General features: G+C 71.9%; 18 protein-coding genes. 3 read left to right on the plus strand and 15 right to left on the minus strand.

Features of this window, described 5'->3' with window-relative positions; all coding sequences use genetic code 11:
• Nucleotides 1–8 precede the first annotated feature (8 nt).
• The 10 genes from ACFQU3_RS10815 to ACFQU3_RS10860 all read right to left on the minus strand — a co-directional run bounded on the left by ACFQU3_RS10815 (nt 9) and on the right by ACFQU3_RS10860 (nt 13,306).
• Complete coding sequence (locus tag ACFQU3_RS10815; RefSeq protein WP_385909571.1) at nt 9–608, minus strand: EboA domain-containing protein; 600 nt, start codon at nt 606–608, stop codon at nt 9–11.
• Complete coding sequence (locus tag ACFQU3_RS10820) at nt 605–1,471, minus strand: sugar phosphate isomerase/epimerase family protein (protein WP_385909573.1); 867 nt, start codon at nt 1,469–1,471, stop codon at nt 605–607. The genes ACFQU3_RS10815 and ACFQU3_RS10820 overlap by 4 nt, the downstream gene beginning before the upstream one ends.
• The gene (locus ACFQU3_RS10825) at nt 1,468–2,346 is read right to left on the minus strand and encodes an SCO3242 family prenyltransferase (RefSeq protein ID WP_385909575.1); all 879 of its coding nucleotides are present in this window, start codon (nt 2,344–2,346) and stop codon (nt 1,468–1,470) included. Before ACFQU3_RS10825 ends, ACFQU3_RS10820 begins: the two co-directional genes overlap by 4 nt.
• Nucleotides 2,347–2,351: 5 nt before the next feature.
• On the minus strand, nt 2,352–3,497 hold the full coding sequence (locus ACFQU3_RS10830) for an inositol-3-phosphate synthase (RefSeq protein ID WP_385909577.1): 1,146 nt from the start codon (nt 3,495–3,497) through the stop codon (nt 2,352–2,354).
• Between the two features lie 87 nt (nt 3,498–3,584).
• On the minus strand, nt 3,585–6,929 hold the full coding sequence (locus tag ACFQU3_RS10835) for a PQQ-dependent sugar dehydrogenase (RefSeq protein ID WP_385909579.1): 3,345 nt from the start codon (nt 6,927–6,929) through the stop codon (nt 3,585–3,587).
• Between the two features lie 100 nt (nt 6,930–7,029).
• Nucleotides 7,030–8,145, minus strand: coding sequence for a sugar phosphate isomerase/epimerase family protein (locus tag ACFQU3_RS10840; RefSeq protein ID WP_385909581.1), 1,116 nt, complete (start codon nt 8,143–8,145; stop codon nt 7,030–7,032).
• Between the two features lie 97 nt (nt 8,146–8,242).
• Entirely contained in the window at nt 8,243–9,475 is a 1,233-nt protein-coding gene (locus tag ACFQU3_RS10845; protein WP_385909583.1) for a Gfo/Idh/MocA family protein, read from the minus strand.
• A gap of 99 nt (nt 9,476–9,574) precedes the next feature.
• Nucleotides 9,575–10,636, minus strand: a complete 1,062-nt coding sequence (locus ACFQU3_RS10850; RefSeq protein ID WP_385909585.1) for a substrate-binding domain-containing protein — start codon at nt 10,634–10,636, stop codon at nt 9,575–9,577.
• Nucleotides 10,637–10,721: 85 nt separating this feature from the next.
• A complete protein-coding gene (locus ACFQU3_RS10855) occupies nt 10,722–11,825 on the minus strand; it encodes an ABC transporter permease (protein WP_385909587.1) in 1,104 nt (367 codons plus the stop codon).
• Complete coding sequence (locus ACFQU3_RS10860; protein WP_385909589.1) at nt 11,822–13,306, minus strand: sugar ABC transporter ATP-binding protein; 1,485 nt, start codon at nt 13,304–13,306, stop codon at nt 11,822–11,824. Before ACFQU3_RS10860 ends, ACFQU3_RS10855 begins: the two co-directional genes overlap by 4 nt.
• Nucleotides 13,307–13,459: 153 nt before the next feature.
• On the opposite strand from ACFQU3_RS10860, the gene ACFQU3_RS10865 reads away from it, so the two are divergent.
• Nucleotides 13,460–14,656, plus strand: coding sequence for an ROK family protein (locus tag ACFQU3_RS10865; protein ID WP_385909591.1), 1,197 nt, complete (start codon nt 13,460–13,462; stop codon nt 14,654–14,656).
• Nucleotides 14,657–14,702: 46 nt separating this feature from the next.
• A complete protein-coding gene (locus ACFQU3_RS10870; RefSeq protein WP_385909593.1) occupies nt 14,703–15,497 on the plus strand; it encodes an HAD-IIA family hydrolase in 795 nt (264 codons plus the stop codon).
• Nucleotides 15,498–15,540: 43 nt separating this feature from the next.
• Here the strand turns inward: ACFQU3_RS10870 and ACFQU3_RS10875 are convergent, their stop codons facing one another.
• From ACFQU3_RS10875 to ACFQU3_RS10895, 5 genes are all read right to left on the minus strand, one after another.
• On the minus strand, nt 15,541–16,611 hold the full coding sequence (locus ACFQU3_RS10875; protein WP_385909595.1) for a winged helix DNA-binding domain-containing protein: 1,071 nt from the start codon (nt 16,609–16,611) through the stop codon (nt 15,541–15,543).
• 35 nt (nt 16,612–16,646) lie between these two features.
• Nucleotides 16,647–18,536, minus strand: coding sequence for a glycerophosphodiester phosphodiesterase (locus ACFQU3_RS10880; RefSeq protein WP_385909597.1), 1,890 nt, complete (start codon nt 18,534–18,536; stop codon nt 16,647–16,649).
• 67 nt (nt 18,537–18,603) lie between these two features.
• Nucleotides 18,604–20,385, minus strand: coding sequence for an NAD(P)/FAD-dependent oxidoreductase (locus ACFQU3_RS10885; protein WP_385909599.1), 1,782 nt, complete (start codon nt 20,383–20,385; stop codon nt 18,604–18,606).
• A gap of 220 nt (nt 20,386–20,605) precedes the next feature.
• Nucleotides 20,606–21,784, minus strand: a complete 1,179-nt coding sequence (locus tag ACFQU3_RS10890; RefSeq protein WP_385909601.1) for a transcriptional regulator — start codon at nt 21,782–21,784, stop codon at nt 20,606–20,608.
• 90 nt (nt 21,785–21,874) lie between these two features.
• Nucleotides 21,875–22,390: a DUF1992 domain-containing protein gene (locus ACFQU3_RS10895; protein WP_385909603.1), complete on the minus strand. Its 516-nt coding sequence runs from the start codon at nt 22,388–22,390 to the stop codon at nt 21,875–21,877.
• 119 nt (nt 22,391–22,509) lie between these two features.
• Here ACFQU3_RS10895 and ACFQU3_RS10900 point away from each other — a divergent pair.
• The coding region (locus ACFQU3_RS10900) for a DUF222 domain-containing protein (RefSeq protein ID WP_385909605.1) at nt 22,510–23,141 on the plus strand (632 nt) is incomplete at its 3' end.

A 23,141-nucleotide genomic window follows, 5' to 3' on the forward strand; every position in this document is an offset into this window, starting at 1 on the left:
GCGGCTCCTCAGTCGGCTCGGTCGGGACGGGTGGCAGGCCGACACCGGGCCTGGGCGAGCGCGAGCACGGTGCGGGCGTCCGGTGGTACGACGCGTCCGGCAGCCTCGCGCTCGGCGGCGTAGTCGCGCACCATGCGGGCCAGCTCGTCGTCCGCGCGTTCGGCGAGGCCGGCGACGTGTTCCACCGGGATACCGGTGAAGAGCACCTTGAGCACTGCCTGACGCCACGCGTCGTCGTCGAGGTGGGCGGCGGCATACGGCCCGAGCGCTGCCGCGACGAGCCGGGTGTCGTTGGTGCGCAAGGCATCCCGCACGACGGGCAGGGCGGCGTCGCCGATCGGTGAAGGCCGGTGGGGCGCGTCGAGCGCCGGCAGGGCGAGGAGCACGGCCCGGCGCTCGGCTGCGTCACCGTGCTCATAGAGACTCATGAGTCGGGCGACGACCTCGACAGCCCGGCCCGGCAGCGCCAGGAGCAGTGCCTCGCGTGCAGCGTCGCCGTCGCGTCCCTCACGCGCCGCGACCCGCGCGGCGGCCGCGAAGTGGCGCTCGATCGTGTCGGGGTCGCTCGCGACCTGCGCGAGCACGTCATCCGTCGTGGTGGGGCTCATCCGGCCACCTCCTGGGGTGCGGTCTGGGAGCGCCGTTCGGCGTCGCGCAGGAAGTCGAGGCTCGACGCGGCGAGCGTCGGGGCGGCGTGCGAGTGGCGCGGCAGCTCGACGGCGATGAGCCCCTCGAACTCGACGGCCGCGAGCGCAGCCAGGACGGGTGGGAAGTCGACCTCACCCTCACCGAGGGGCAGGTGCTCGTGCACGCCGCGGCGCATGTCGTCGATCTGCACGTTGGCGACCAGGTCGCCGGCGCCGAGCACGCAGGCCGCCGGGTCGGCGTCCTCGGTGCAGCGCAGGTGGCCGACGTCTACGGTCAGCCGCAGCCGGTCGGGGTCGCCGAGCCGGCGGCGCAGCTCGACCACGTCGGAGATCCGCTCGACGAACATGCCGGGTTCCGGCTCGAGAGCGAGGTCGACGCCGTGCGCCTCGGCGACCGGGAGCAGGGCCGTCACACCCGCCTCGACGCGCGACCAGAGCTCCTCGCGGGCGCTTCCACGCGGTGCGATGCCGCTCCAGAAGGACACGACCGGCGAGCCGACGTCCGCGGCCGCGCGAATCGCCTTTTCCAACAAGTCGATCCGTCGCTCGCGTCCCGACTCCGAGACCAGCGTCGGCTCGTGCTTGCGACGCGCGTCGAGGACGTACCGGGCGCCCGTCTCCACGACGACGTCGAGACGGTGGCGGGCGAGCAGGGACGCGACCCGGGCGGTGCGCGCGGGCAGGTGGTGCGCGAACGGGTCGAGGTGAGCGTGGTCGAGCGTCAGCGCGACACCGTCGTAGCCGAGGTCGGCGAGCAGGGCGAGGGCGTCCTCCAGCCGGTGGTCGGTGAAGCCGTTGAGGCCGTAGCCGAAGCGCAGGCTCATGTCGCCGACACCCGCTTCATCGCGTAGGCGCCGGCCGGCGCCGATGCCGCGAGCCCCAGGGCGAGCCCGTGGTGGCCGGCCGCGGCGAGCGCTGCCCCCTGGAGGGGAACGAGTCCCCGGATGCCGGCGCCGGTGGCCCGCCGGACCGTCGGTGCGTCCGGCGTGCGCGCGGCGGCCAGCTGGGCGCGGACGACGCTGACGGCATACCACCCGGTGAGGGCGACCGAGACGGCGGCGCCGAGCGCTCCCCGGGTCCCACGTCGGGTGGCGGGCCGCAGCGCCGACACGGCCCCGACCACGGTCGTCGCGGCCACGCACGCCCGGGCCACGGCCATCGAGCCGCCGTGCACCTCACCGCGGCTGAGCGCGGTCACGCCGGCGGTGTGCAGGGTGACGAGGGCCGCGGGTGCGGCCGCCCGCCTCAGGGCCGGCGCGCCCCCCGCGCTGGCGCCGAGCAGGACGTCGAGGCCACGGGTCGAGGCCATCGTCGCCACGCTGATCGCCCCCCGCCTCGGGGAGAGGTCGTACGCCCACACGGCCGCAGCGAGCACGGCAGCGGTCCCGGCGGACCGGCGACCGCCGGAAGCGGCGGCGACGGCGATCCCGGCTGCGGTGAGGCCGCCGGCGACGGCGAGGGCCGTCGACGCGGGGACCCGGCCGGAGGGGATCGGCCGCTCCGGCCGCTCGACGGCATCGACGCGGCGGTCGGCCCAGTCGTTGAGCGCCATGCCCGCCCAGTAGAGGCACGTCGAGGCGAGCGGCAGTCCGGCCGAGCGTGCGCCCGCCGGCCAGCCCGCGCTCGCCGCGCCGGCGAGCGTGTCCCCGGGCACCGTGAGGGCGGCCGGCGCCCGCACCAGCTCGATGAGGTCACGCATCGGGGTCACGACGCCGTCGCCCACTCCGTCAGGGCTCGGTGCTGCTCGAACAGGCGGTGTTCGTCCGAGCCGACGGGGTCCTTGAAGAAGAAGCCGAGCGCGGGCAGCGGGCCGACCTCGCCGCGTCGCAGCGCGAGGTCGGCGAGGCGGGCGAGGTCGATGACGAGAGGCGCCGCAAGGCTCGAGTCGCAGCCCTGCCACGTGAACTGCATCGACATGCGCGTGCCGAGGAACCCGGAGAACGTGAGGTGGTCCCACGCCGTCTTCCAGTCGCCGAGGTCGGCGATGTTGTCGATGTGCACGGGGCCGTCGACGGGGTGGCCGAGCATCGCCTCGAGGCCGCGGGCCTTGCTGCGCGCCTTGCTCTCCATGGCCTGCGGGTCGGCGAGGGTGGCTCCGTCGCCGCCGCCGAGCAGGTTCGTGCCGGCCCACGAGCGGACGCGGAGCGAGCGGGCAGCGAACATCGGGGCGAGGACCGACTTCACGAGCGTCTCGCCCGTCTTGCCGTCGCTGCCGCCCCAGGGCACGCCATGGCGTTCGGCCAGCTCGTCGAGGGCCGGGAGCCTGGCCCCCGTCGAGGGGGTGAAGTCGATGAAGGCTGCGCCGGCCATGAAGGCAGCCGCCGCGTAGACCGCGCTCGGCGGCAGCGGCGACTCGCCTGCGGCCCAAGCGCGTTCGAGCGCGCCGAGGGACTCGTGGGCGGGGTCGGCGTCCACGACCGGTTCGGTCGAGCTGACGTTCACGACGACGACCCGCGCCAGCGACTCGGCCTCCGCGAAGGCGCGGACGTCGGCGGCGAGACGCACGACGGCAGCCTGCTGGGACTCGGCGCCCTCGCGGTAGCCGATGCGGATGCGGGAGCAGTCGCGGTCGAGCTGGTCCGACACGAGCCCGAGGGCATCGTGCGGGATCACCCCGGCGTCGGCGAGCTGGGCGGCCCGCTTGGCGAGCGGCACCTCGGCGACGTCGTGACCGCCGATGACGATGCCGTCGAGGGCGACGAGACCGAGACCGGCGAGGTCGGTCTGCTCGGTGACGAGGCCATCGGTCCCGGCACCGCCCGCCGTGATGAGTGCCAGGCCGGTCGCCACGGTCGTGGCCACCGAACCACGCGCCCCGACCAGCCACAGTCCGGTTCGTTCGTCGGTCATGTCTCTCGTTCTCCTCGTGAGTTCAGGTGGTGGGGCCGGTGGCCCGGCGGCGGGAGGGATGGGTCCCGCCGCCGGGCACCGGGACGGTCAGCGCAGCGAGGCGATGACCGCGTTGGCGTCGCGCTGCAGCGCAGCGGACGCCGTCGTGTCGGACACGTTGCCGGCCGACTTCGCGAGCACGACGAACTCCTGCAGCTGCGAGATCGCGGCGTCCTTCCGACCGGACGCAACGTTCTTCGCGGCCTGCTGCAGGCGCTTCTCCAGGAGGGTCTCTCCGGTCCGCGTCACGAGGCCCTCACGGGCCAGGCGCTCGGTGAGCTTCGTGAGCTCGGCCAGCGACGTCGTCGTGGTGAACGTCGTCGTGGTCGTGCGGACGAGGCCGGCCTTGTCCTTCGCCGTGACGACGAGGGTGTGGCTGCCCAGCGAGAGCTTCCACAGGGCCAGCGGCTGGTCCGCCGCGACGCCTGTGCCGTCCACGGTGGCCGAGACGGTGTCGAGGCCGCTCGTCGCGTCGGTCGCCGTCCACGAGGCGTCGCCCGCGTTGCCGACGGAGGCACCGTCGGTGACGCCGGAGACCGTGATCGCGGGCTGCGTCCTGTCGAGCCTGACCGTCACCGAGCCGACCTCGCTGACGTTGCCGCCGTTGTCGGTCGCGCGGTAGAGCACGGTGGTCGTGCCATCGGCCCCGACCGTCAGTGCCGTGTTGGCACTGACCCAGGTGGCCCCACCGTCGGTGGACCGCTGGCGGGAGGCGACCGTGCCGTTGTCGGTCGCGTTGACCGTCACGGTGACGTTGCTCGTGTACCACCCGTTCGCACCGTTCGGCGCCGCCGGGTTCAGCGTCGCGGAGACGGCCGGGGCCGTGACGTCGGCGACCCCGTCACCGACGAAGGCGAACGAGTCGAGCACGACCCCGCCGGTCGACGTGACGTACAGGCGACCGGTGCCGGTGGGCGTCGACGTCAGGGTCGCTGCCGCGTCCGTCCAGCCCGAGCCGTCGACGGCGATCGTGCCGAACGGCGTCGCCGTCGGCGAGTTCCACCGCAGCGACAGGGTGCCCGAGCCGCTCGCCCGAGCGGTCACACCCGTGACGCCGACGAGGTTCGCCGGGTCCCAGGCCAGCCAGTCGCCGGTGTCGAACGAGGTGACCTTGCGCAGGCCGCTCGCGGTGTCGTCGTTCGTCAGCTCGACGCCCTCGGTCGCGTCGGCCCACTCAGCCTCCTGCTTCTTCGGGTTGAGGACGAGCTGCTCGGTCGTCGTCGCACCGGGCAGGCCGTTCGCCCCGTTGTCGGTGTAGGTGATGACGACGACGCCGAAGATGTTCTCCGTCTCGCCGTGCTGCGTCGCATCGGCCGGGGTCGGGATCGCGAACTGGCATCCGGTGCCCTGGCTGAGCGGGTGGGCGTGCGCGTCGTGCCCGAGACCGAAGGTCCACGAGACGCGCGAGCACACGGTCGCGGTGCCGTCCTCGGGGTCGGAGGTCGTGACGGTGAACGGCACGGCCTGACCCCAGTCGAAGAACGCGCCACTCGGCGGGTTCGCGATGGTGACGGTGGGTGCGACGTTGCCGACGCTGATCGACGTGCTCGTCAGGCCACGGCGTCCCTCCGGGTCGGTGACGCGCAGGCGGGCCGTGTACCGGCCGAGCTCGCTGTAGGTGAAGCTCGCCTCGGCGCCGGTGGCGTCGAACGTGCCGTTGCCGTCGAAGTCCCACTCGTACGTCAGGGCCGCGCCCTCAGGGTCGACCGAGTCGGTGCCGTCGAACTGGACGGTCAGCGGAGCGCTGCTGCTGCTGATCGGGTCGGCCGAGATCTTGGCCTGCGGGGCCTTGTTGCCGGGCGAGTAGTCGATCCGGTAGAGGCCCGCGTCGGGATTGGCCCGGAAGAAGCCGTCACCGTAGTCCAGGACGTAGAGCGAGCCGTCCGGGCCGAACTCGATGTCGATCGGGCTGTCCGTGATCGGCTGGCCGTTCGTCTCGAGCGCGGCGTTGGGCAGGAAGTGCTGGATGTGGTCGACGGGTCCGTTCGGCCACTGCACGTCGAAGACCGCGAGATAGTCCTGCGAGAACTCGGCGAAGAACGCCTTGCTGTCCCAGTACGCCGGGAACTTCGTCGTCGACGGGTTGTCCGCGTCGAAGTGGTAGACCGGACCGCCCATGGGTCCCTGGCCGCCCGCCGGCGAGAAGTCGGTCAGCTCGGGCCACGGCTGGTGGGTGTTGTTGTCGCCGTAGTAGAGCGTGGCGGTCGTGGCCGGCGGGACGGTCGGCAGACCGGTGTTCCAGCGCGAGTTGTTCTGTGCACCGGCGTCGCAGTCGAACCACGGCCCGGGGGTCGCGGTGGCGTAGTTCCACTCGTTGTAGTCGGCGTTCGGGCCGTGACAGTACGGCCAGCCGCCGTTGACCGGCTTGGTGATGGCGGTCGTCATCCACTCGACGTAGCCCATCGGGCCGCGCTGCGGGTCGGGCGCGCCGGCGTCGGGGCCGTAGTCCCCCCACGTCACCGAGTTGGTCGCGGGGTCCACGTCCATGCGGAACGGGTTGCGCAGCCCCATGGCGAAGATCTCGGGACGCGTCTGGGCCGTGCCGTCCGGGAAGAGGTTGCCAGACGGGATGGTGTAGCTGCCGTCTCCCTGGACCTTGATGCGCAGGATCTTGCCGCGCAGGTCGTTCGTGTTGCCGGCGCCGCGGCGTGAGTCGAAGCCGGGGTTCATTCCGGGCGCGTCGTTGTTCGGGGCGAAGCCGTTGGCCCCGGGGGTGCTCGCGGGCGTGTTGTCGCCGGTCGAGAGGTAGAGGTTGCCGTCGGCGTCGAAGTCGACGTCACCGGCGACGTGGCAGCACTGGCCACGCTGCGTCTCGACCTTGAGGATGACCTGTTCGGTCGCCAGGTCGATCTTGTCGGCTGAGTCGTCCCACTTGAAGCGGCTCAGCTGGTTGTAGCCCTTCCACTGGTCCCAGTAGGACGCGTCGGCCCCGGCGGGGAGGCTGTTCGGCGCCGAGCCGGTCGGCGTCGACGTCGGGTACGGCGCCGTCATCGTGCGCGGCGCGTAGTAGAGGTAGACCCACTTGTTCGTCGCGAAGTCGGGGTCGAGGGTCACGGTTTGGAGGCCGTCCTCGGAGTTGTTGTAGACCGGGACGGTGTTGACGACCTTGGTGACGCCGGAGTCGGGGTCGACGAGGCGTACCTCGCCGTTGCGGGCTGTCGTGAGCACCCGGCGGTCCGGCAGCACGGCGAGGTCGATCGGCTCACCGGTGTCCTTGGTCAGCGTGATCTTCTCGTAGTTGGACCAGTCGAGGGCCGGCTCGGCGCCGTGGTCGACACCGTCGTGCGCGAGGGCGGGCGTCGCGAGGACACCGCCCAGGGTGGACAGGGTGAGGACGGCGGCTGCTGTTGCCGCAACCGCCCTCCGTCCCCTGGCAGGACTTGTAGCATTCATCGGTACGTCCTTCTTGACAGAGACGGGCGAAGCCGGTCCCCGGGAAGTGCGCCGCTGCAACGGCACATGCACTCCCCGGGGCCCGGTGGTTTTCTTCGTGTCAGCCGCGCAGGGCAGCCATGTTGGTGTAGCTGGTCCGCGCGAACTCCAGCGACTGGCCGGGGTTCGTCGCGCCGCCGGGAGCGTTGTCCTGCTCGTACATCGGGTTGTGGTAGCCCTGGGCCCCGGTCTGGCTGAGGAACGTCCTGTAGTCGATGTCGCCCGTGCCGAAGGGCACCATCGCGTAGCCGTTCGCCGTCTCCGGCTGGTAGTCGCCGTCCTTCGCGTGGAAGAGCGGGAACCGGATGGGCTGGGCCTGGACGACGCCGAGCGGGTTGAAGATCGAGCTGACCGCCGTGCCGTCGGGAGCCGTGTATGCCGTGTGCTTGAACTTGGCCACGTGCGCCCAGAAGATGTCCATCTCGAGGTAGACGTACTCCGGGTCCGTGTTGGCCAGGAAGTACTCGAGGCGCCGGACGCCGGACGAACGGGTCGGCCGCCCCAGGTCGTCCAGCGGGCCGCTGTCGAGCAGGAAGCTGTACGCGATGTCGTGGTTGTGCGTGTAGAGCTTGAGGCCGTGCGAGGCCGCACGCGCGCCGAGGAGGTTCCAGCGCTCGGCGGCCGCGGCCCAGTCCGCGACGTAGGCACTGCCGGTCGGGTCGCTGCCCGTGCCGATGTGCTGCATGCCGAGGATGTTGGCGGTCTCGCACGCCGCGTCGAACGCCGCGAGCGTCGTGTCGTTGATGACCGACGGGATCGAGCCGTGGTTGCCCTCGGCCTCGAGCCCGTTGTCGTCGAGCCAGGTGCGCAGCAGCTGCGCGCCGGCGACGTTGTTGACGTTGCCACCGGGGGCGTTCGCGTTCTGGTTGTAGCCGGCGAACTCCACCTGCTTGTAGCCGATGCGCCCGAGCTCCTCGAAGACCGCCTTGAAGCCCGACGCGTACGGGCTCGTGGACGGGTCGCGCGAGATGGCGTCACGGACGGTGTAGAGGATGATGCCGCGCTTGCCGGGCGGTACGACCACTCCGCTGGCGGTCGAGGCGACGGCGGTCCCGGCGCCGGCCACGGTCACGGCGGCGGCTGCGGCCATGCCCGTCGTGGCGGCCATGAACTGCCGACGGTTGAGGCCGAGACCCTTGGCCAGCTTGAGCGGGTTGACGTCGTTGTCGTGGTGCATGAGGGCTTGCTCCTTCAGGGGGTGACAGAGACTGGACGTGCGGGGTGGTGCCGAATCTCCTTTCAGGACAAGTGAGGTCGGACGCTCCTCCGCGCGGTCAGGACATTGCCGAGGACGCTGCGCGGGCCCCGTCGATCGGGGTCCAGGACCCCTCCCGCTCCGCGCTCGTCTCGACGGCCGACAGGATCCGCTGCACCTGGAGCCCATCGGAGAAGGTGGGCCGGGGGTCGAGGCCCTCGGCGATGGCGGTGAGCAGGTCGACCGCCTGGTGGGTGAAGCCGTGCTCGTAGCCGAGCACGTGTCCGGGCGGCCACCACGACGCCACGTAGGGGTGGTCGGACTCAGTGACGAGCACTCGGGTGAAGCCGGCGTCGCGGCTCGGCGTGGTGCCGTCGAAGACGTGCAGGACGTTCATGTCCTCGAAGTCGAACGCGAGCGACCCGTCGGTTCCGTTGATCTCCAAGCGGATCGCGTTCTTGCGACCGTTGGCGAACCGGGTCGCCTCGAAGGTCGCGAGGGCGCCGCCGCTCAGCCGCGACACGAGGACCGCAGCGTCGTCGACCGTGACAGGCCCGGTGGTCCTGGCACCGTTGCGCGCGGCCGCGGCGCTGATGCCGCCTGTGGCGAGCGTCGCGGGGTCGGCGACAGGACGCTCGCGCACGAACGTCTCGGTGAGGGCCGAGACGCCCGTGAGGCTCTCGCCGGTGACGAACTGCGCGAGGTCGACGATATGGGCGCCGATGTCGCCGAGCGCACCCGAGCCGGCCCGCTCCTTCTGGAGACGCCACGTCAGCGGTGACTCCGGGTCGACGAGCCAGTCCTGGAGGTAGGCACCGCGCACGTGGAGGATGCGCCCCAGCCGGCCCTCGGCGACGAGCTGTCGTGCGTACGCGATGGCCGGCACGCGCCGGTAGGTGAAGCCGACCATCGAGCGGATGCCGCGCTCCCGGGCGCGCTCGGCGGCACGCACCATGGTCTCGGCCTCCTCGACGGAGTTGGCGAGCGGCTTCTCGCAGAGGACGTGCTTGCCGGCCTCGAGTGCCGCGACGGCGATCTCGGCGTGCGTGTCGCCCGGCGTGCAGATGTCGATGATGTCGATGTCGTCACGCTCGAGCAGCCGGCGCCAGTCGGTCTCGACCCCGGCCCAGCCGAACCGGTCCGCGGTGTCGCGGGCCGCGGCCTCGTTGCGCCCGGCGACCGCGACGAGCTCCGGCGCGGCGGGCACGTCGAAGTAGCTGCGGGCGTTGCGCCAGGCCTGGGAGTGGGCTCGGCCCATGAAGGCGTAGCCGATCATCCCGACCCCGAGGGTGGGCTTGCTGGGTGTGGTCATGACGTCCTCACATCCGAACGTGGTGGTGGTGCCGCTGGCGGTCGTGGCGGTCACTGAGGGCGTGGGCGCCCGCGCCCCCTGGGCGCGGGCGCCGGCCGGTCAGGACTCGAAGCCGAGCGGGAGGTACTCGGCGACGTTCTCCTTGGTCACCACGGGGGCGTTGAGGACGATGCGTCGCGGCACCTCGACCTGGACGAGGTCGCTGATGCCCTTGTCCTGGGCGATGAGGCGCGCGAGCTTGATGCCGTCGGCCGCCTGGGTCGGCGGGTAGAGGACGGTCGCCTCCATCTTGCCCTCCTGGATCCAGCGCATCGCGTTGGCCGAGCCGGCGCCACCGATGAAGGCCATCTCGTGGCGGTTGGCCTGGTCGAGGGCGGCCATGACGCCGACACCCTGGTCGTCGTCGTGGTTCCAGAGGATGTCGATCTTCGTCGCGGCCTGGAGCAGGTTGGCGGCCTGCCGGTTGCCGGACTCGACCGTGAACTCGGCGGCGACGCGGTTGTCGACGGTCTGGTCGCACGCCTTGAGGGCGTCGGCGAAGCCCTTGCTGCGGTCCTGCGTCAGGGGGAGCGCGTCGATGCCGGCGATCTCGGTGATGACCGGGTTGGTGAGGTTCTTGTCCTTGACGAGCTTGCAGGCGTGGGTGCCGGCGGAGACGCCCATGCCGTAGTTGTCGCCGAGGATCGTGGCGCGCGCGGCGAACGGGCTGGAGAACTCGCGGTCGACGTTGATGACGGGGATGCCGGCATTCATGGCCTTCGTCGCGACCTCGGTGAGGGCGGCCCCGTCGGTCGGCAGCAGGACGATGGCGTCGACCTTGTCGTTGATGAAGGTCTCGATCTGGCTGATCTGCAGGCTCGCGTCGTTGGTGCCCTCGGCGACCTTGAGCTCGACGTCGCTGAACTTCTTGGCCTCCGCCTGCGCGGCGCTGTTGATGGCGCCGAGCCAGCCGTGGTCGGCGGCCGGGCCCGAGAAGCCGATGACGACCTTGTCGCCCGGGGCGTCGTTGTCGCTCGCGGCGTTGCCGCCCGCCTGCTTGGTCGAGGCGGCGGGAGTCGTGACCGGGTCGTTGCTCGTGCAACCGGCGGCGACGAGCGCCGCGCTCATGGTGATCGCCAGGACGGCGACGCGCTGGGTCGTGCGGGGAAGTGATGCGGACACGCTGACTCCTAGGTGAGCGAAAGAGGGGTGGTGCGGTGAGTGGTGCTGCTGTGTCGTGCTGGAGACGCCGTCGACCGGTGCGCGGCTAGGTCGACCTGGCGCGGGAGACCCGCTGCTGGAGCAGGACGGCGGCGACGATGATCGCCCCCTTCGCCACCGCCTGCGTCGACGTGTCGAGGTTGTTGAGCGTGAAGACGTTGCTCAGGGTCGTGAAGATGAGGACGCCGAGCACGGTGCCGACGACCGTGCCGCGCCCGCCCGACAGGAGCGTGCCGCCGATGACGACCGCGGCAATGGCGTCGAGCTCGTAGAGCTGCCCGTGGGTCGAGGTGCCGGTCGTCGTGCGGGCCATGATCATGACGGCCGCGATACCGCACGCGATACCGAGCAGGATGTAGAGGTACATCGTCTGGCGCTGGACACGGATGCCGGCGAGCCGTGCCGCCTCCGGGTTGCCACCGATCGCGAGCGTGCGTCGGCCGAACGTCGTGCGGTTCAGCAGGACCCAGCCGATGGCCGCGACGATGGCAAACATGATGACGAGGACGGGGATGCCGAGGACGCTGCCGCCGAAGAAGTCGATGAAGCCGCGCTCGCGGACGATCTGCGTGCGGCGCTTGGCGATGAGCTCTGCGAGCCCGCGGGCGGCGGCGAGCATCGCGAGGGTGACGATGAAGGGCGCTATCCGGCCGTAGGCCACGAGGACGCCGTTGACGAGTCCGCACGCGGCGCCGACCGCGACAGCGGCGAACACCATGACGACCCAGTGGTAGTCGGCGGCCATCGTCTGGGTCGCGACGGTCGTGGCCCAGACCGAGGAGAGCGCGACGATCGCGCCCACCGACAGGTCGATCCCACCGCCGGAGATGACGAAGGTCATTCCGACGCTGACGACGCCGATCGTCGCGCCGAGGCGCAGGATCGTCAGTGCGTTGTCGGGGCTGGCGAACCGGTCACCGGCGGTGATGATGCCGACGACGACGAGCAGCACGAGCGCGATGACGAGCCCGGCGCTGCGTCCGGCCGGGCTGCTCAGAAACCCGGCGAGGCCCCCCTGGCGTACGGCCGCGACGCCCCCGACGGGCGGGCCGCTCGGGTGTGGGGCGGTGCCCGTCGCCGGGGCCCCCTCACCTACCCCGGCGACGGGTTCGCCCGGCGTGTGGTCGGCCTTCGTGACGTCGGCGCTCATGCCGCGTCTCCCTTCAGGATGATGTCGAGGACGGCGTGCTCGTCGAGCTCGTCGGCCGGGCCCTCGTGACGGACGGTGCGGTCGGCGAGGACCAGCACCCGGTTGGCGAGCCCGAGGACCTCGGGGATCTCGCTCGAGACGACGACGACGGCGACGCCGTCGTCGGTGAGGCGACGGATCAGGGCGTAGATCTCGGACCGGGCGCCGACGTCGACGCCGCGCGTGGGCTCGTCGAGCAGCAGCACCTTGCAGCCGCGGAGCAGCCAGCGGGCGAGGACGACCTTCTGCTGGTTGCCGCCGGAGAGCGTGCGGGACTCGCGGTGGACGCCACGAGGTCGCACGTCGAGCGACTCGAGCAGCTCTTCGGCGGCCTCGACCTCGGCGGAGCCGTCGAGGAGCCCACCGCGTGAGAAGCGCGGAAGGGTCGCGAGCGTGATGTTGGAGGCGAGCGAGGCGCCGAGGACGAGGGCCTGGCTCTTGCGCTCCTCCGGGCACAAGCCGATGCCGGCGGCGACGGCGGCCGCCACGGAGCCCGGTCGCACGACCTTGCCGCCGACGCGGACGGTGCCGCTCGTGGCCCGTCGTGCGCCGAAGATCGTCTCGACGATCTCGGAGCGCCCCGACCCGACGAGGCCGGCCAGGCCGACCACCTCTCCGGGCCGCACGTCGAAGGACACGGCAGCGAACTCCCCGGCGCGGGCGAGGCCTTCGACGCGGAGCACGGGCTCGGCGTCGGTGACCACCTCGGGCTTGGGCGGGAACACGTACTCGATGGAGCGGCCGGTCATGAGGCGGATGAGCTCCTGCGTCGGCGTCGTCTTGGCGTCGAGGCCGGTGGCGACGGTCCGGCCGTCCTTGAGGACGGTGACGCGGTCGCCGATCTCGCGGATCTCCTCGAGGCGGTGGGAGATGTAGACGACCGCCACGCCTTGGCCGGTGACCTCACGGATGACGCGGAAGAGCTGGTCGACCTCGCCGGCGTCGAGCACGGCGGACGGCTCGTCCATGATGATGAGGCGGGCATCGCGCGACAGGGCTCGCGCCATGCTGACGATCTGGCACGAGGCAGCCGAGAGGGTGCCGACCTCGACGGACGGCGAGATCTCGGGGTGGCCGAGCCGGCGCAGCAGGGCAGCGGCCGACCTGCGGGCGGCCGTGCGCTGCGAGAGGCCGAAGCGGGTGGGCTCGTGGCCCAGGAAGATGTTCTCGGCGACGGTGAGGCCCTCGACGAGGTCGAGCTCCTGGTACATCGTCGCGACGCCGAGGTCCATGGCGGCCTGCGGGTGGTGGAGCGTCACTCGTTCGCCGGACCACTCGATGGAGCCCTCGTCGGCCTCGTGGACTCCCGCGAGGACCTTGATGAGCGTGCTCTTGCCTGCGCCGTTCTGGCCGAGCAGGCAGTGCACCTCACCGGGCAGGACGTCGAGGTCCACGCCACCCAGGGCAACGACCCCCGGAAAACGCTTGACCACGTTGGTCATTCGCAGAAGCGGGGCGTCGGCCGCATCTCGCCGTCGAGATTCCATGCGTCACACCGTGTCCCACTTTTGTCGGCGCGTCAAGCAAAAGTTTTCTGCCGACATGAAAAAGCCGCGTGCATGGCAGGCGGAAGCCGCGTGTGCTTGACTTGAAGGGTGCGCCCAGAGTCGACGTCGTCCGCGTATGCCGCGAGTGGAGCCGGCGAGCTGCTGCAGCTGCTCCGCGACGAGACGCCGCGCACGAGGGCCGAGCTCGCCAAGCTCACCGGCCTTGCCCGTTCGACCGTGGGCGCACGCGTCGACGCCCTGCTCGCGACCGGGCTGCTCGCCCCGAGCGGCGAGGCTGCCAGCACGGGCGGCCGTCCGCCCGTTCGCTTCGCCTTCAACCCCGAGGCGCGCGTCGTCGTCGGGGCAGACATCGGCGCCACGCACGGAAGGGTCGCCCTCACCGACCTCAGCGGTCGCCCGCTCAGCGAGATCGCCGAGAGCCTCGACATCACCGACGGACCCGAGGTGGTCCTCGACTGGCTGGTCGCGACGACCCACCGCCTGCTCGACGAGGCCCGACGTGAGCCGCGCGACCTCATCGGCATCGGGATCGGCGTGCCCGGCCCCGTCGAGCACTCGAGCGGCCGGCCGATGCGCCCGCCGATCATGCCGGGCTGGGACGGCTACGACGTGCCGGCCCACGTGCGCCGCGACTTCGACGTGCCGGTCCTCGTCGACAACGACGTCAACATCATGGCTCTCGGCGAGCACGCGACGGCCCACCCGGACGTCGAGCACCTCCTCTTCGTCAAGGTCGCCACCGGTATCGGCGCGGGCATCATCAGCGGCGGCCGGCTGCACCGCGGTGCCGTCGGCGCGGCCGGCGACCTCGGCCACGTCGCCGCGCCCCACGCGCCCGAGGTCCTCTGCTCCTGCGGCAACACCGGGTGCCTCGAGGCCGTCGCCAGCGGACCGGCGATCTCCAAGGCGCTCAAGCAGATCGACATCCTCGCCGAGTCCAACACCGACATCGTCGAGCTCGTGCGGGGTGGCAACATCCCGGCGGCGCTGGCCGTCCGCCAGGCCGGTCGCACCATCGGCGAGGTGCTCGCCACGTGCGTCAGCCTGCTCAACCCCTCGGTCATCGTCATCGGCGGCTCGCTCGTGCAGGCGGGCGAGAGCCTCATCGCCGGGGTGCGCGAGGTCGTCTACGGCCGCTCGCTCCCCCTCGCCACGGGGGTCCTGCAGATCGTCCCGGCCACGACCGGGGTCCAGGCCGGCGTCATCGGCGCCGCGACGATGGTCATCCAGCACGCGCTCACCGCCGACCGGGTCGACCTCGCCATCGCGCAGTCCGCGTCCTGAGCCCTGCGCGGCGCGGCGCGGCGCGGCCAGCCGACAGAATGTCCCCATGACCCACCACCGCCCCGTCGAGACCTGGCTGACCGACATGGACGGCGTCCTCGTCCACGAGGAGGACGCGATACCTGGAGCTTCCGACTTCGTCGAGGCGCTCAAGGCCTCCGGCAAGCGCTTCCTCGTCCTCACGAACAACTCGATCTTCACACCTCGCGACCTGCGAGCCCGCCTGATGGGCAGCGGGATCGACGTGCCGGAGGACGCGATCTGGACCTCAGCGCTCGCGACGGCGCAGTTCCTCGCCGACCAGCGACCGGGCGGGTCGGCATACGTCGTCGGTGAGGCCGGCCTCACGACAGCCATGCACGACGTCGGCTTCGTCATGACCGAGCGCAACCCCGACTACGTCGTGCTCGGTGAGACGCGCACCTACTCCTTCGAGTCGATCACACGCGCGATCCGCTTGATCGACAACGGCGCTCGCTTCATCGCGACCAACCCCGACCCGAGCGGGCCCAGCCCAGCAGGCAAGCTGCCCGCGACCGGTTCGGTGGCCGCGCTCATCAGCACGGCCACGGGACGCCAGCCGTACTACGTGGGCAAGCCCAACCCGCTCATGATGCGCAGTGCCCTCAACCGCCTCGACGCCCACTCGGAGACCACGATCATGGTCGGGGACCGCATGGACACCGACATCATCAGCGGTCTCGAGGCCGGCCTGCGCAGCGTCCTCGTGCTCACCGGGTCGACGTCGCGCGAACAGATCGAGCGCTTCCCGTACCGGCCGAGCCGGGTCGTCGACTCCGTGGCCGACCTGATCCGCTTCGTCGGCCACGAGGAGCGCTGAGCCACAAGGCCGGCCACGAGACGGTTCCGGGCCGGGGGACCTCTCAGGCGCGGACTCGTTCCACGGGGAGCCCGTGGAAGGCGCCGAGCCGCTCCACGGCGTCGTCGACGAGGGCGCGCTGGCGAGGTGTCGTGCCCGGGGCGAGCAGGGTCTCGACGACGACGCGGTCCCGTCCCACCGTGCATCGCCACGTGCCGACGCGCGTCTCGTCCACGACGACGGCGGTGTACCAGGGGAACTCCTCCGGCTCGGGCACGCCGGGGGCGAACGGGAACCCCACGGCCGGATAGGTGAGCGTCACCTCGTCGTACGTCGTGAGCAGGTGGGCGGCGTCGCCGCGGGTCGTGCGGGCCGGCACGGACGGGTCGAACCAGTGGGGTATGCCGTCCACGTCGACCTCGTCGAGCCGGCCGTCGAGCGCCGCCAGCCCACGCCTCACGTCGGCGACGGTCAGCGACGCCCACCGGCTGAGGTCCTTCACCGAGGCCGGGCCGTGCCCCGCGAAGAACCGGTGGGCCAGCTCGGCGAGCGCCTCGTCCCGGGTGCGCTCCGGAGTCGCGGGGACGAGCTCGTCGACGAGGCCGTAGGTGTGCTGCGCGCCCTTGACCGGTCCCCCGCAGATGAGGGCGCGCTGCTCGGCGAGGAGGAGGAGGTGGCCGAGCCCCTCACCGGAGCTGAGAAGACCCGCACGGGTCAGGAACGCGCCGATCTCCTTGCGGGTCAGCACGTTGCGCCCTGAGAGCGCCTCGGAGACGACCTCGAAGGCACGTCCGATCGTCTGCTCGTCGTAGCCGAACTTGCGCAGGTACGGCCGCTCGAGCTGCTCGACGCGCGGTGACGTGAGCGCGAGGATCCAGCGCAGGTCCTCCGGCGCGACGTAGTGCCACGTCGGGCGCAGGATGTGGGTGCGCACGAAGGCGCCGGCGTCGTGCTCGGCCCGCACGGCGGCATACGTGGTGGCGCGGCTTCGCTGGGAGAGGGCGAAGAAGGAGTGGTCACGCTCCTGCGACTGGACGCACGTGAGCAGGCGGACCACGTCGGCCGCCGACGGCAACGGTGCCGACGTGAGGCGTTGCGTGGCGAGGCGGCGACGGAGGGCGCGCTGGCGGTCCATCGGCCCAGCATGGACCGGCAGCGCGTCCGGGTGGGTCAGCCGCGCGCGAGCGCCTGCGCGTCGCCGACGACGAGGTGGCGCAGGTCGTCGGGCATCGTCGCCGCCTGGGCGAGCCGGGCGACCTTGGCCCAGTCGCCCTTGAGCACCTGCTGCACGAGCTGGAGGCTTGTCGCGGCGGGGACACGCGGGTCGGTGACGAGGTGGAGCAGCCCTTCCCGCGTCGCCTCGACCGTCACGGTGACGGTGTCGGTCGCTGTGCCACCGGCGCCCGTCGCGGTGGCCGCCAGCCGGTGCTCACCGAGCGCCAGGCCGTCGACGTCCACGGGCATGCCCTCCTTCACGTCCCTCGCGTCGAGGGTCACCGAGGTCGCGTCGGCAGCCGACTCGTCGAGCGTCGGCACGATCCGGTCGCCGCGGGTCAGCGCGGCACCGGCGGCCGGGCCGAGCACCTTCACGGTCGGCTTCGCCGGGGCGACCCGCGCCGCCTGCCAGCCGATGAGCCCGCCGGCGCGGTTCGTGATGACTCCGTCGACGCCCATGCGGTCCATGGCGTCCCACTGTCGCGGGTCGTCGACCGTCCACGGCTGCACCGCGATGCCCGCCGCGTGGAGCGACGCGACGACGTCCGGTCGGCCGGCGAGTGCCGTCCACGCGGGGTTGTACGTCGCGGCGAACGCCGACCTCGCCGCGGCCACCGGGTCGGCGTCGAGCGTGCTCCGGAGCAGCCCGAGCCGCAGGCTCGGGTCGATGCCGTGCACGGTGCGCAGGATCTCGGGGTCGAAGCTCTGGATCACCGTCGACTCCCTCATCGACGTGTCGCCGACCTCCTTGACGATGCGCTCGATCTCGGTGCGCGTCTCGGGCCCCTTGATCTCGAGCAGCACCTGCCGGCCCTTGGCCTTGGCGTGCTGGAGCATCGCGACACTCGTCGGCACCCGCTGCCCCGCGAAGAACGGCGAGAACCACGAGCCCGCGTCCAGCTTCGCCACGTCGGCCGACTGTGCCTCGTCGAGGCGTCCGGTGCCGTCGGTCGTGCGGTCGAGCGTGTCGTCGTGGAGGATCATCGGCACCCCGTCGGCCGTCGACTGGACGTCGTTCTCGAGGAAGTCGGCACCCGCGCGGGCAGCGGACTCGTACGCCGCCATGGTGTCCTCGGGCGCGACCTGGGAGTACCCGCGGTGCGCGATGACGGCCATGTCCTCGCCACGCTGACGCAGCAGCGAGTCCGCCGTGTTGGGGATCTCGGTGACCACCACGTCGTCGAACGTCACGACCGAGCCGTTGACGACGAAACCGAGGCCACCGGTCGCCGAGCGGACGAGGTGGCGGGTCTCCATCACCTTGACGCCGTCGAAGTACCAGGCGGCGCGGCTGCCGCGCACCTCGACCCTGACCTTCACGTCGCGCCCGGTGCCGGCGGCCGCCGGGGCGGCCGCCGTGTCGGTGACGTTCCACCCGTTCGCGACCGTGCGCTCGGCGAACTCGAGGCCGTTCGGTGCGACGGTGTTGGTTCGCATCGTCGCGATCCACCACGGCACCGACCCGTCGGCGGCGAGGTCGAGCCCGAGCGCGGCCCATCGGGACGTGTTCTCGACCGTCTCGAAGCGGACCGTCGCCTCGAACCGGAACGCCTCGAGGTGCGGCCCGAAGGTGATCCGGCTCAGCTGACCACCGACGCTCGTGCCGCGCAGCCGACCGTCGGCGACGGCCCACCCGCCCTCGACGGACCGCCAGCCGGACGGCATACCGGAGCTGAAGTCCTCGGCGAGGACCACGCGCTCCCCGTCCACGGCGGCCGCGGCGGGAGCTGCCGCGGCCACCGTCGACGGAGTGGGGAGCGTGGACGGGGCGGCCGAGGCGGCGGCCGCGGCGACGGTCAGGGCGCTGACGACGAGGAGGCTCGTGAGTGCTGCCTTGGGTCTCATCCCTTCACGCTAGGGACGCCACGTGGCGCGTGGGCCAACAGCACCCGTCCATTTCGTACCGTTTCGCTCAGGTCAGGTGGTGCGTCTCGGCGAGGCCGTACACAGGGGTGTCGATGCCCTCGAGGCGCGCCTTGAGCTGCAACGCGAGGTAGCGCGAGTAGTGCCGCGACTGGTGCAGGTTGCCGCCGTGGAACCACAGGTGGTCCTGCTGCGTGGGCTTCCACATGTTGCGCAGCTCGCCCTGCCACGGACCCGGGTCCTTCGTCGTGTCGGAGCCGAGGCCCCAGCACCTGCCGACCTTGTCGGCGACCTCCTGGCTGATGAGGCGCGCCGCCCAGCCGTTCATCGAGCCGTAGCCGGTCGCGTACACGACGGCATCGGCCTCGATCTGCGTGCCGTCCGTGAGGACGACGGCGTTCTCGCTGAGGTGGTCGACCTGGCCGCGGACGAGCCGGATCGCACCCTTCGCGACGAGCTCGGAGGCGCCGATGTCGATGTAGTAGCCGGAACCGCGCCGCAGGTACTTGAGGAAGAGACCGGAGTCGTCGTCGCCGAAGTCGAGGTCGAAGCCGGCCGCCTCGAGCGCGGCGTAGAAGTCTGCGTCCTGCTCACGGATCGCGTCGAAGGCCGGGCGCTGGAAGTCGGCCAGGATCTTGTAGGGGATGGACGCGAACACGAGGTCGGCCGTCTCGTGGTCGATGCCGCCCGCGACGGCTTCCTCTGAGTACAGCGGGCCGAGGACCTTGTCCATCAGCGACTCGGACCTGACGATGTGGGTGCTCGAGCGTTGGAGCATGATCGGCTCGGCGCCGTTCTGCCACAGGTCTGCACAGATGTCGTGGGCCGAGTTGTTCGACCCGACGACGACGACCTTCTTGCCGGCGTACCGGGCACCGCCGGGGTGCTTGCTGCTGTGGTGCTGGTCGCCCCGGAAGACGTCCTGGCCGGGCAGCGTGGGCACGTTCGCGATGCCGCTCATGCCGGTCGCGAGCACGAGGTGCGCGGGCGTGAGGACGACCTCGCGGCCGTCGCGCGTCACGTGGACGGTCCATGAGCCCGAGGCCTCGTCGAACGATGCCGACGTCGCCTCGGTGTTGCTCCAGTAGTCGAGCTCCATGATCTTCGTGTAGCTCTCGAGCCAGTCGCCCATCTTGTCCTTGGGGGTGAAGACGGGCCAGTGGTCGGGGAACGGCAGGTAGGGCAGGTGGTCGTACCAGACCGGGTCGTGCAGGCACAGCGAGTGGTAGCGGCTGCGCCACTGGTCGCCGGGCCGCGGGTACCTGTCGACGACGAGGGTCGGCACGCCGAGCCGCTTGAGGCGGGCGGCGAGGCCGATGCCGCCCTGGCCGCCGCCCACGACGAGGACATAGGGCTGGGCGTCCACCCCGTAGGACGCCACCTGCTGCTCGCGCCGGTCGAGCCAGTTCTCGGTCGAGACGTTGACGCCGTGCTCGGCACCTCGGATGCGGTGGCGTCCGGACGGCTCTGGGTGGTCCTTGAGGGCCTGGGCGCTCGTGAGGACCGTCCAGGCCCGGCCGTCACGGACGCGGACGTGGCCCTTGCCGGTGAAGGTGGCGTTGCCGAACGTGAACCACGCCTCGCGGATGCCGTCGCCCTCCGTCTCCAACGTCGCGACGATGTCGGTCGGCCACGCGGCGGGGTCCACGCCCGCGAGCATCGCGCCGATCTCGTCGCGGCCCTCCGACGTGTGGATGTTCCACGTCATGCTGACCAGGTCGCGCCAGTAGCACTCGTCGCCGAAGAGACCGGTCACCCGGTCGACGTCGCCGGAGGCCAAAGCGTCGGAGAGGCTCCCGAGCCAGTCGGTCGCCGTCAGCTGCTCACCCATCGCCAACTCCTTTGTCCACGTGGTGGGTCGATGGAGTGACGTTAGGAGCGCCGGGTGCCCGCCGACAGAGTTGCAGAACGTTGCAGCCGACCGGCCACCCTCGTGGCACAGACTGTGCTTCGTTGCAGACGACGGCGTTCGCCGGGCGGTCCCTGGGCCGAACCGCAGCCCCTAGGCCGGGGCGCAGTCGGTCACCACACCGACGACGTCTGCCGTGCGGTCAGGTGGCGTCGAGGCGCACCGTCGCGCGCGCGGTGAGCCGGTAGGGGCGGCTGTCGATGAGCCCACCCAGGCGCTTGCGCAGGCGCGACAGCTCGGCCCGGATCGTGACCGGGGTCGTCGCGCCGTCGAGCCGCGCCATCAGCGCTGCCGTGTCGAGGCCGGACGGGTGCTGGGCGAGGAGCGCGACGATCTCGGCGTGGCGCTCGCTGAGCGGGATGTCGACGACGCCGCCGTCGGTCGTCACGAGCAGGCGGGGCGTCGGGCGTCGCACGACCTCGAGCGTGACGGACGCCGCCGCCTCCTCGTGGAGCAGCCACCCGCCGGCGATCGGCTCGGCCAGGACCTGCCCGAGGTCGGGCACCCAGAGCGAGCCGGCGCGCAGGCCACTCGGCACCCACACCCGCTCGCCGACGCCGTAGCCCTCCGCCCGCGCCACCCACCCGTGTCGGTCGACGACGACGAAACGGCCCGTGCCGGCATACGGCTCGCTGGCGCGCGCGACCCGGCGCAGGTCCCGGTCGTGCTCCCCCGCCAGCGTGTCGACCGCCTCGCGCACCGCCATCGTCACGAGCATGAGGGTGTGCGGGTGGGCCGTGCGGAAGGCACCGCTCAACGTGACCACGCCGAGTGGGGTGCGGGCGCGCCGGTCGGTGATCGGGGCGCTCGTGCAGACCCAGGCGTGCTGGTCCTCGCGCGCATGCTCCGGGCCGAAGATCTGGACCGGGCGGCGCTCCTCCATCGCGGTGCCCAGTGCGTTGGTGCCGACATCGCCCTCGCGCCAGCGGGCGCCCTCGACGAACCCGAGCCCGTCGCTGCGGCGGCGCACCGGCGACGGGCCGAACATCCACAGCGGGTAGCCCTCGTCGTCGCTGATGACGAGCTCGTTGCCGGCTTCGTTCGCGAGCGGCAGGAGGCGCTCCTTGAGGAGCGGGACGACTGAGGCCAGGAGCTTGGAGCGCTCCCGCCGGGCGAGCAGGGCGGCGTCGGAGATCGGGGTCGAGGTCTTGTCGCCCTCCGGCGTCTGCCGCAGCCACGAGCGGGCCACGACTCCGCGGGCTCCGGCCGGCACCTCGTGCGTGTGCGCCCAGGTGCGGTGCAGGCGCAGCAGGTCGCGGGCCTTGGCTGCGGGGTCCTCGAAGGCAGTCAGGGCCGCTTCGAGTCCGGAGGCTGTGGACATGCGCACCTTTGCGACGGGGTCACGGCTCTCGTGATCGTGGCATGCCGCGGGCCCGTTGGGTAGGTGGGCCGGGGAACTCGGCGTCGGGCCTCAGCCGCGACCGAGCAGGCGCGCCCACCAGGATCGGCTGGTCTGGCGCTCAGCGGCGGCGGTGGCGGCAGCAGCGGCCTCGCGCTGCTGGCGCGCCAGGCGTTGCTCCTGCTCCCGTTGGGCGCGCAGAGGCCGCCAGCGCGCGACCATCTCGTCGACGTCGATGGTCTTGGCGAGGGCGGGCGGCAGGTTGCCGATGGCCGGGCGGAGCCGATCTGCGAGGACGCGCTTGTTGTAGTCCTGGAGGATCTCGCGCACCTGCTCCTCGGCGCGGACGTCGACGAGCGACTCGGGGTAGCCGGCCGCCTCCTTGCGCAGCGCGAAGGCCCCCGGCAGTGCGGCGCCGAGGTCGAGCTTCTCGCGCTCGGCGAACCGCTTGACCCACCAGTCCGGGTCACCCGAGTCACTCAGGTCGAGCGGCTTGCCCGCACCCGGCAGGTTGTCGAAGTCGCCACGCTCCTGCGCCTCGCGGATCTGCTTCTCCACGGGACTCTCCCAGTACGGCTGGCCCGACATGGCTCCACGCTAACCCGCGGACTCGGCCATCACCGGTCCGGGCTGCTAGGCGCGTCTCGCCGAGGAGGCGCGTCTTTCAAAACATTGCATTGTCATTCGAACACCTGCACGATCAGGGGATGAGCCAGGCAGCCATCGAGCAGGACTGGGACCACGTCGCGTCCCTGGCCGCCGACCTGCACGACGCGCACGCCCGGCTCGTCGACTTCGTCGCCACCGTCCTGGCCGAGGGCACCTGGCAGGCCGCCGGGCTGCGCTCGCCGGAGCACTGGCTGACCCTGCGGGCCGGACTGTCGCGCGGGCAGGCGGCCGCGGTCGTGCTGCTGGCCCGACGCGCCGCGGAGCTGCCCGCCACCACCGCGGCGCTGCGGCAGGGCCGGATCAGCCTGGACCAGGCCGCCGTCGTGGCCCGGCACACCCCGGCCGCGTTCGATCAGACCGTCGCCGAGTTCGCCCAGCACGCCACCGTCTCGCAGCTGCAACGCTCCGTCACCCGCTACGACTTCACCCTGCAGCCGGCCAGCCACGACGAGCACGGCCACCTGCTCCCCGCCGAGACCGACCCGGACGACCCGGACGCTGCACCGAACCCGGTCGAGCCCGCCCGCCTGAGCATGGGCGTCGACCCGGACGGGCGGTTCCGGCTGCGCTACGACGCCCCCGCGCAGGCCGGCGCCCTCATCGAAGCCGCCCTCGCCGAGGCCAAGGACCACCTCTTCCACACCATCAGCCACAACAGCAGCACCGACGC

Source organism: Terrabacter sp. GCM10028922 (genome assembly GCF_042666095.1).
In the GTDB taxonomy this organism is placed as follows: domain Bacteria; phylum Actinomycetota; class Actinomycetes; order Actinomycetales; family Dermatophilaceae; genus Terrabacter.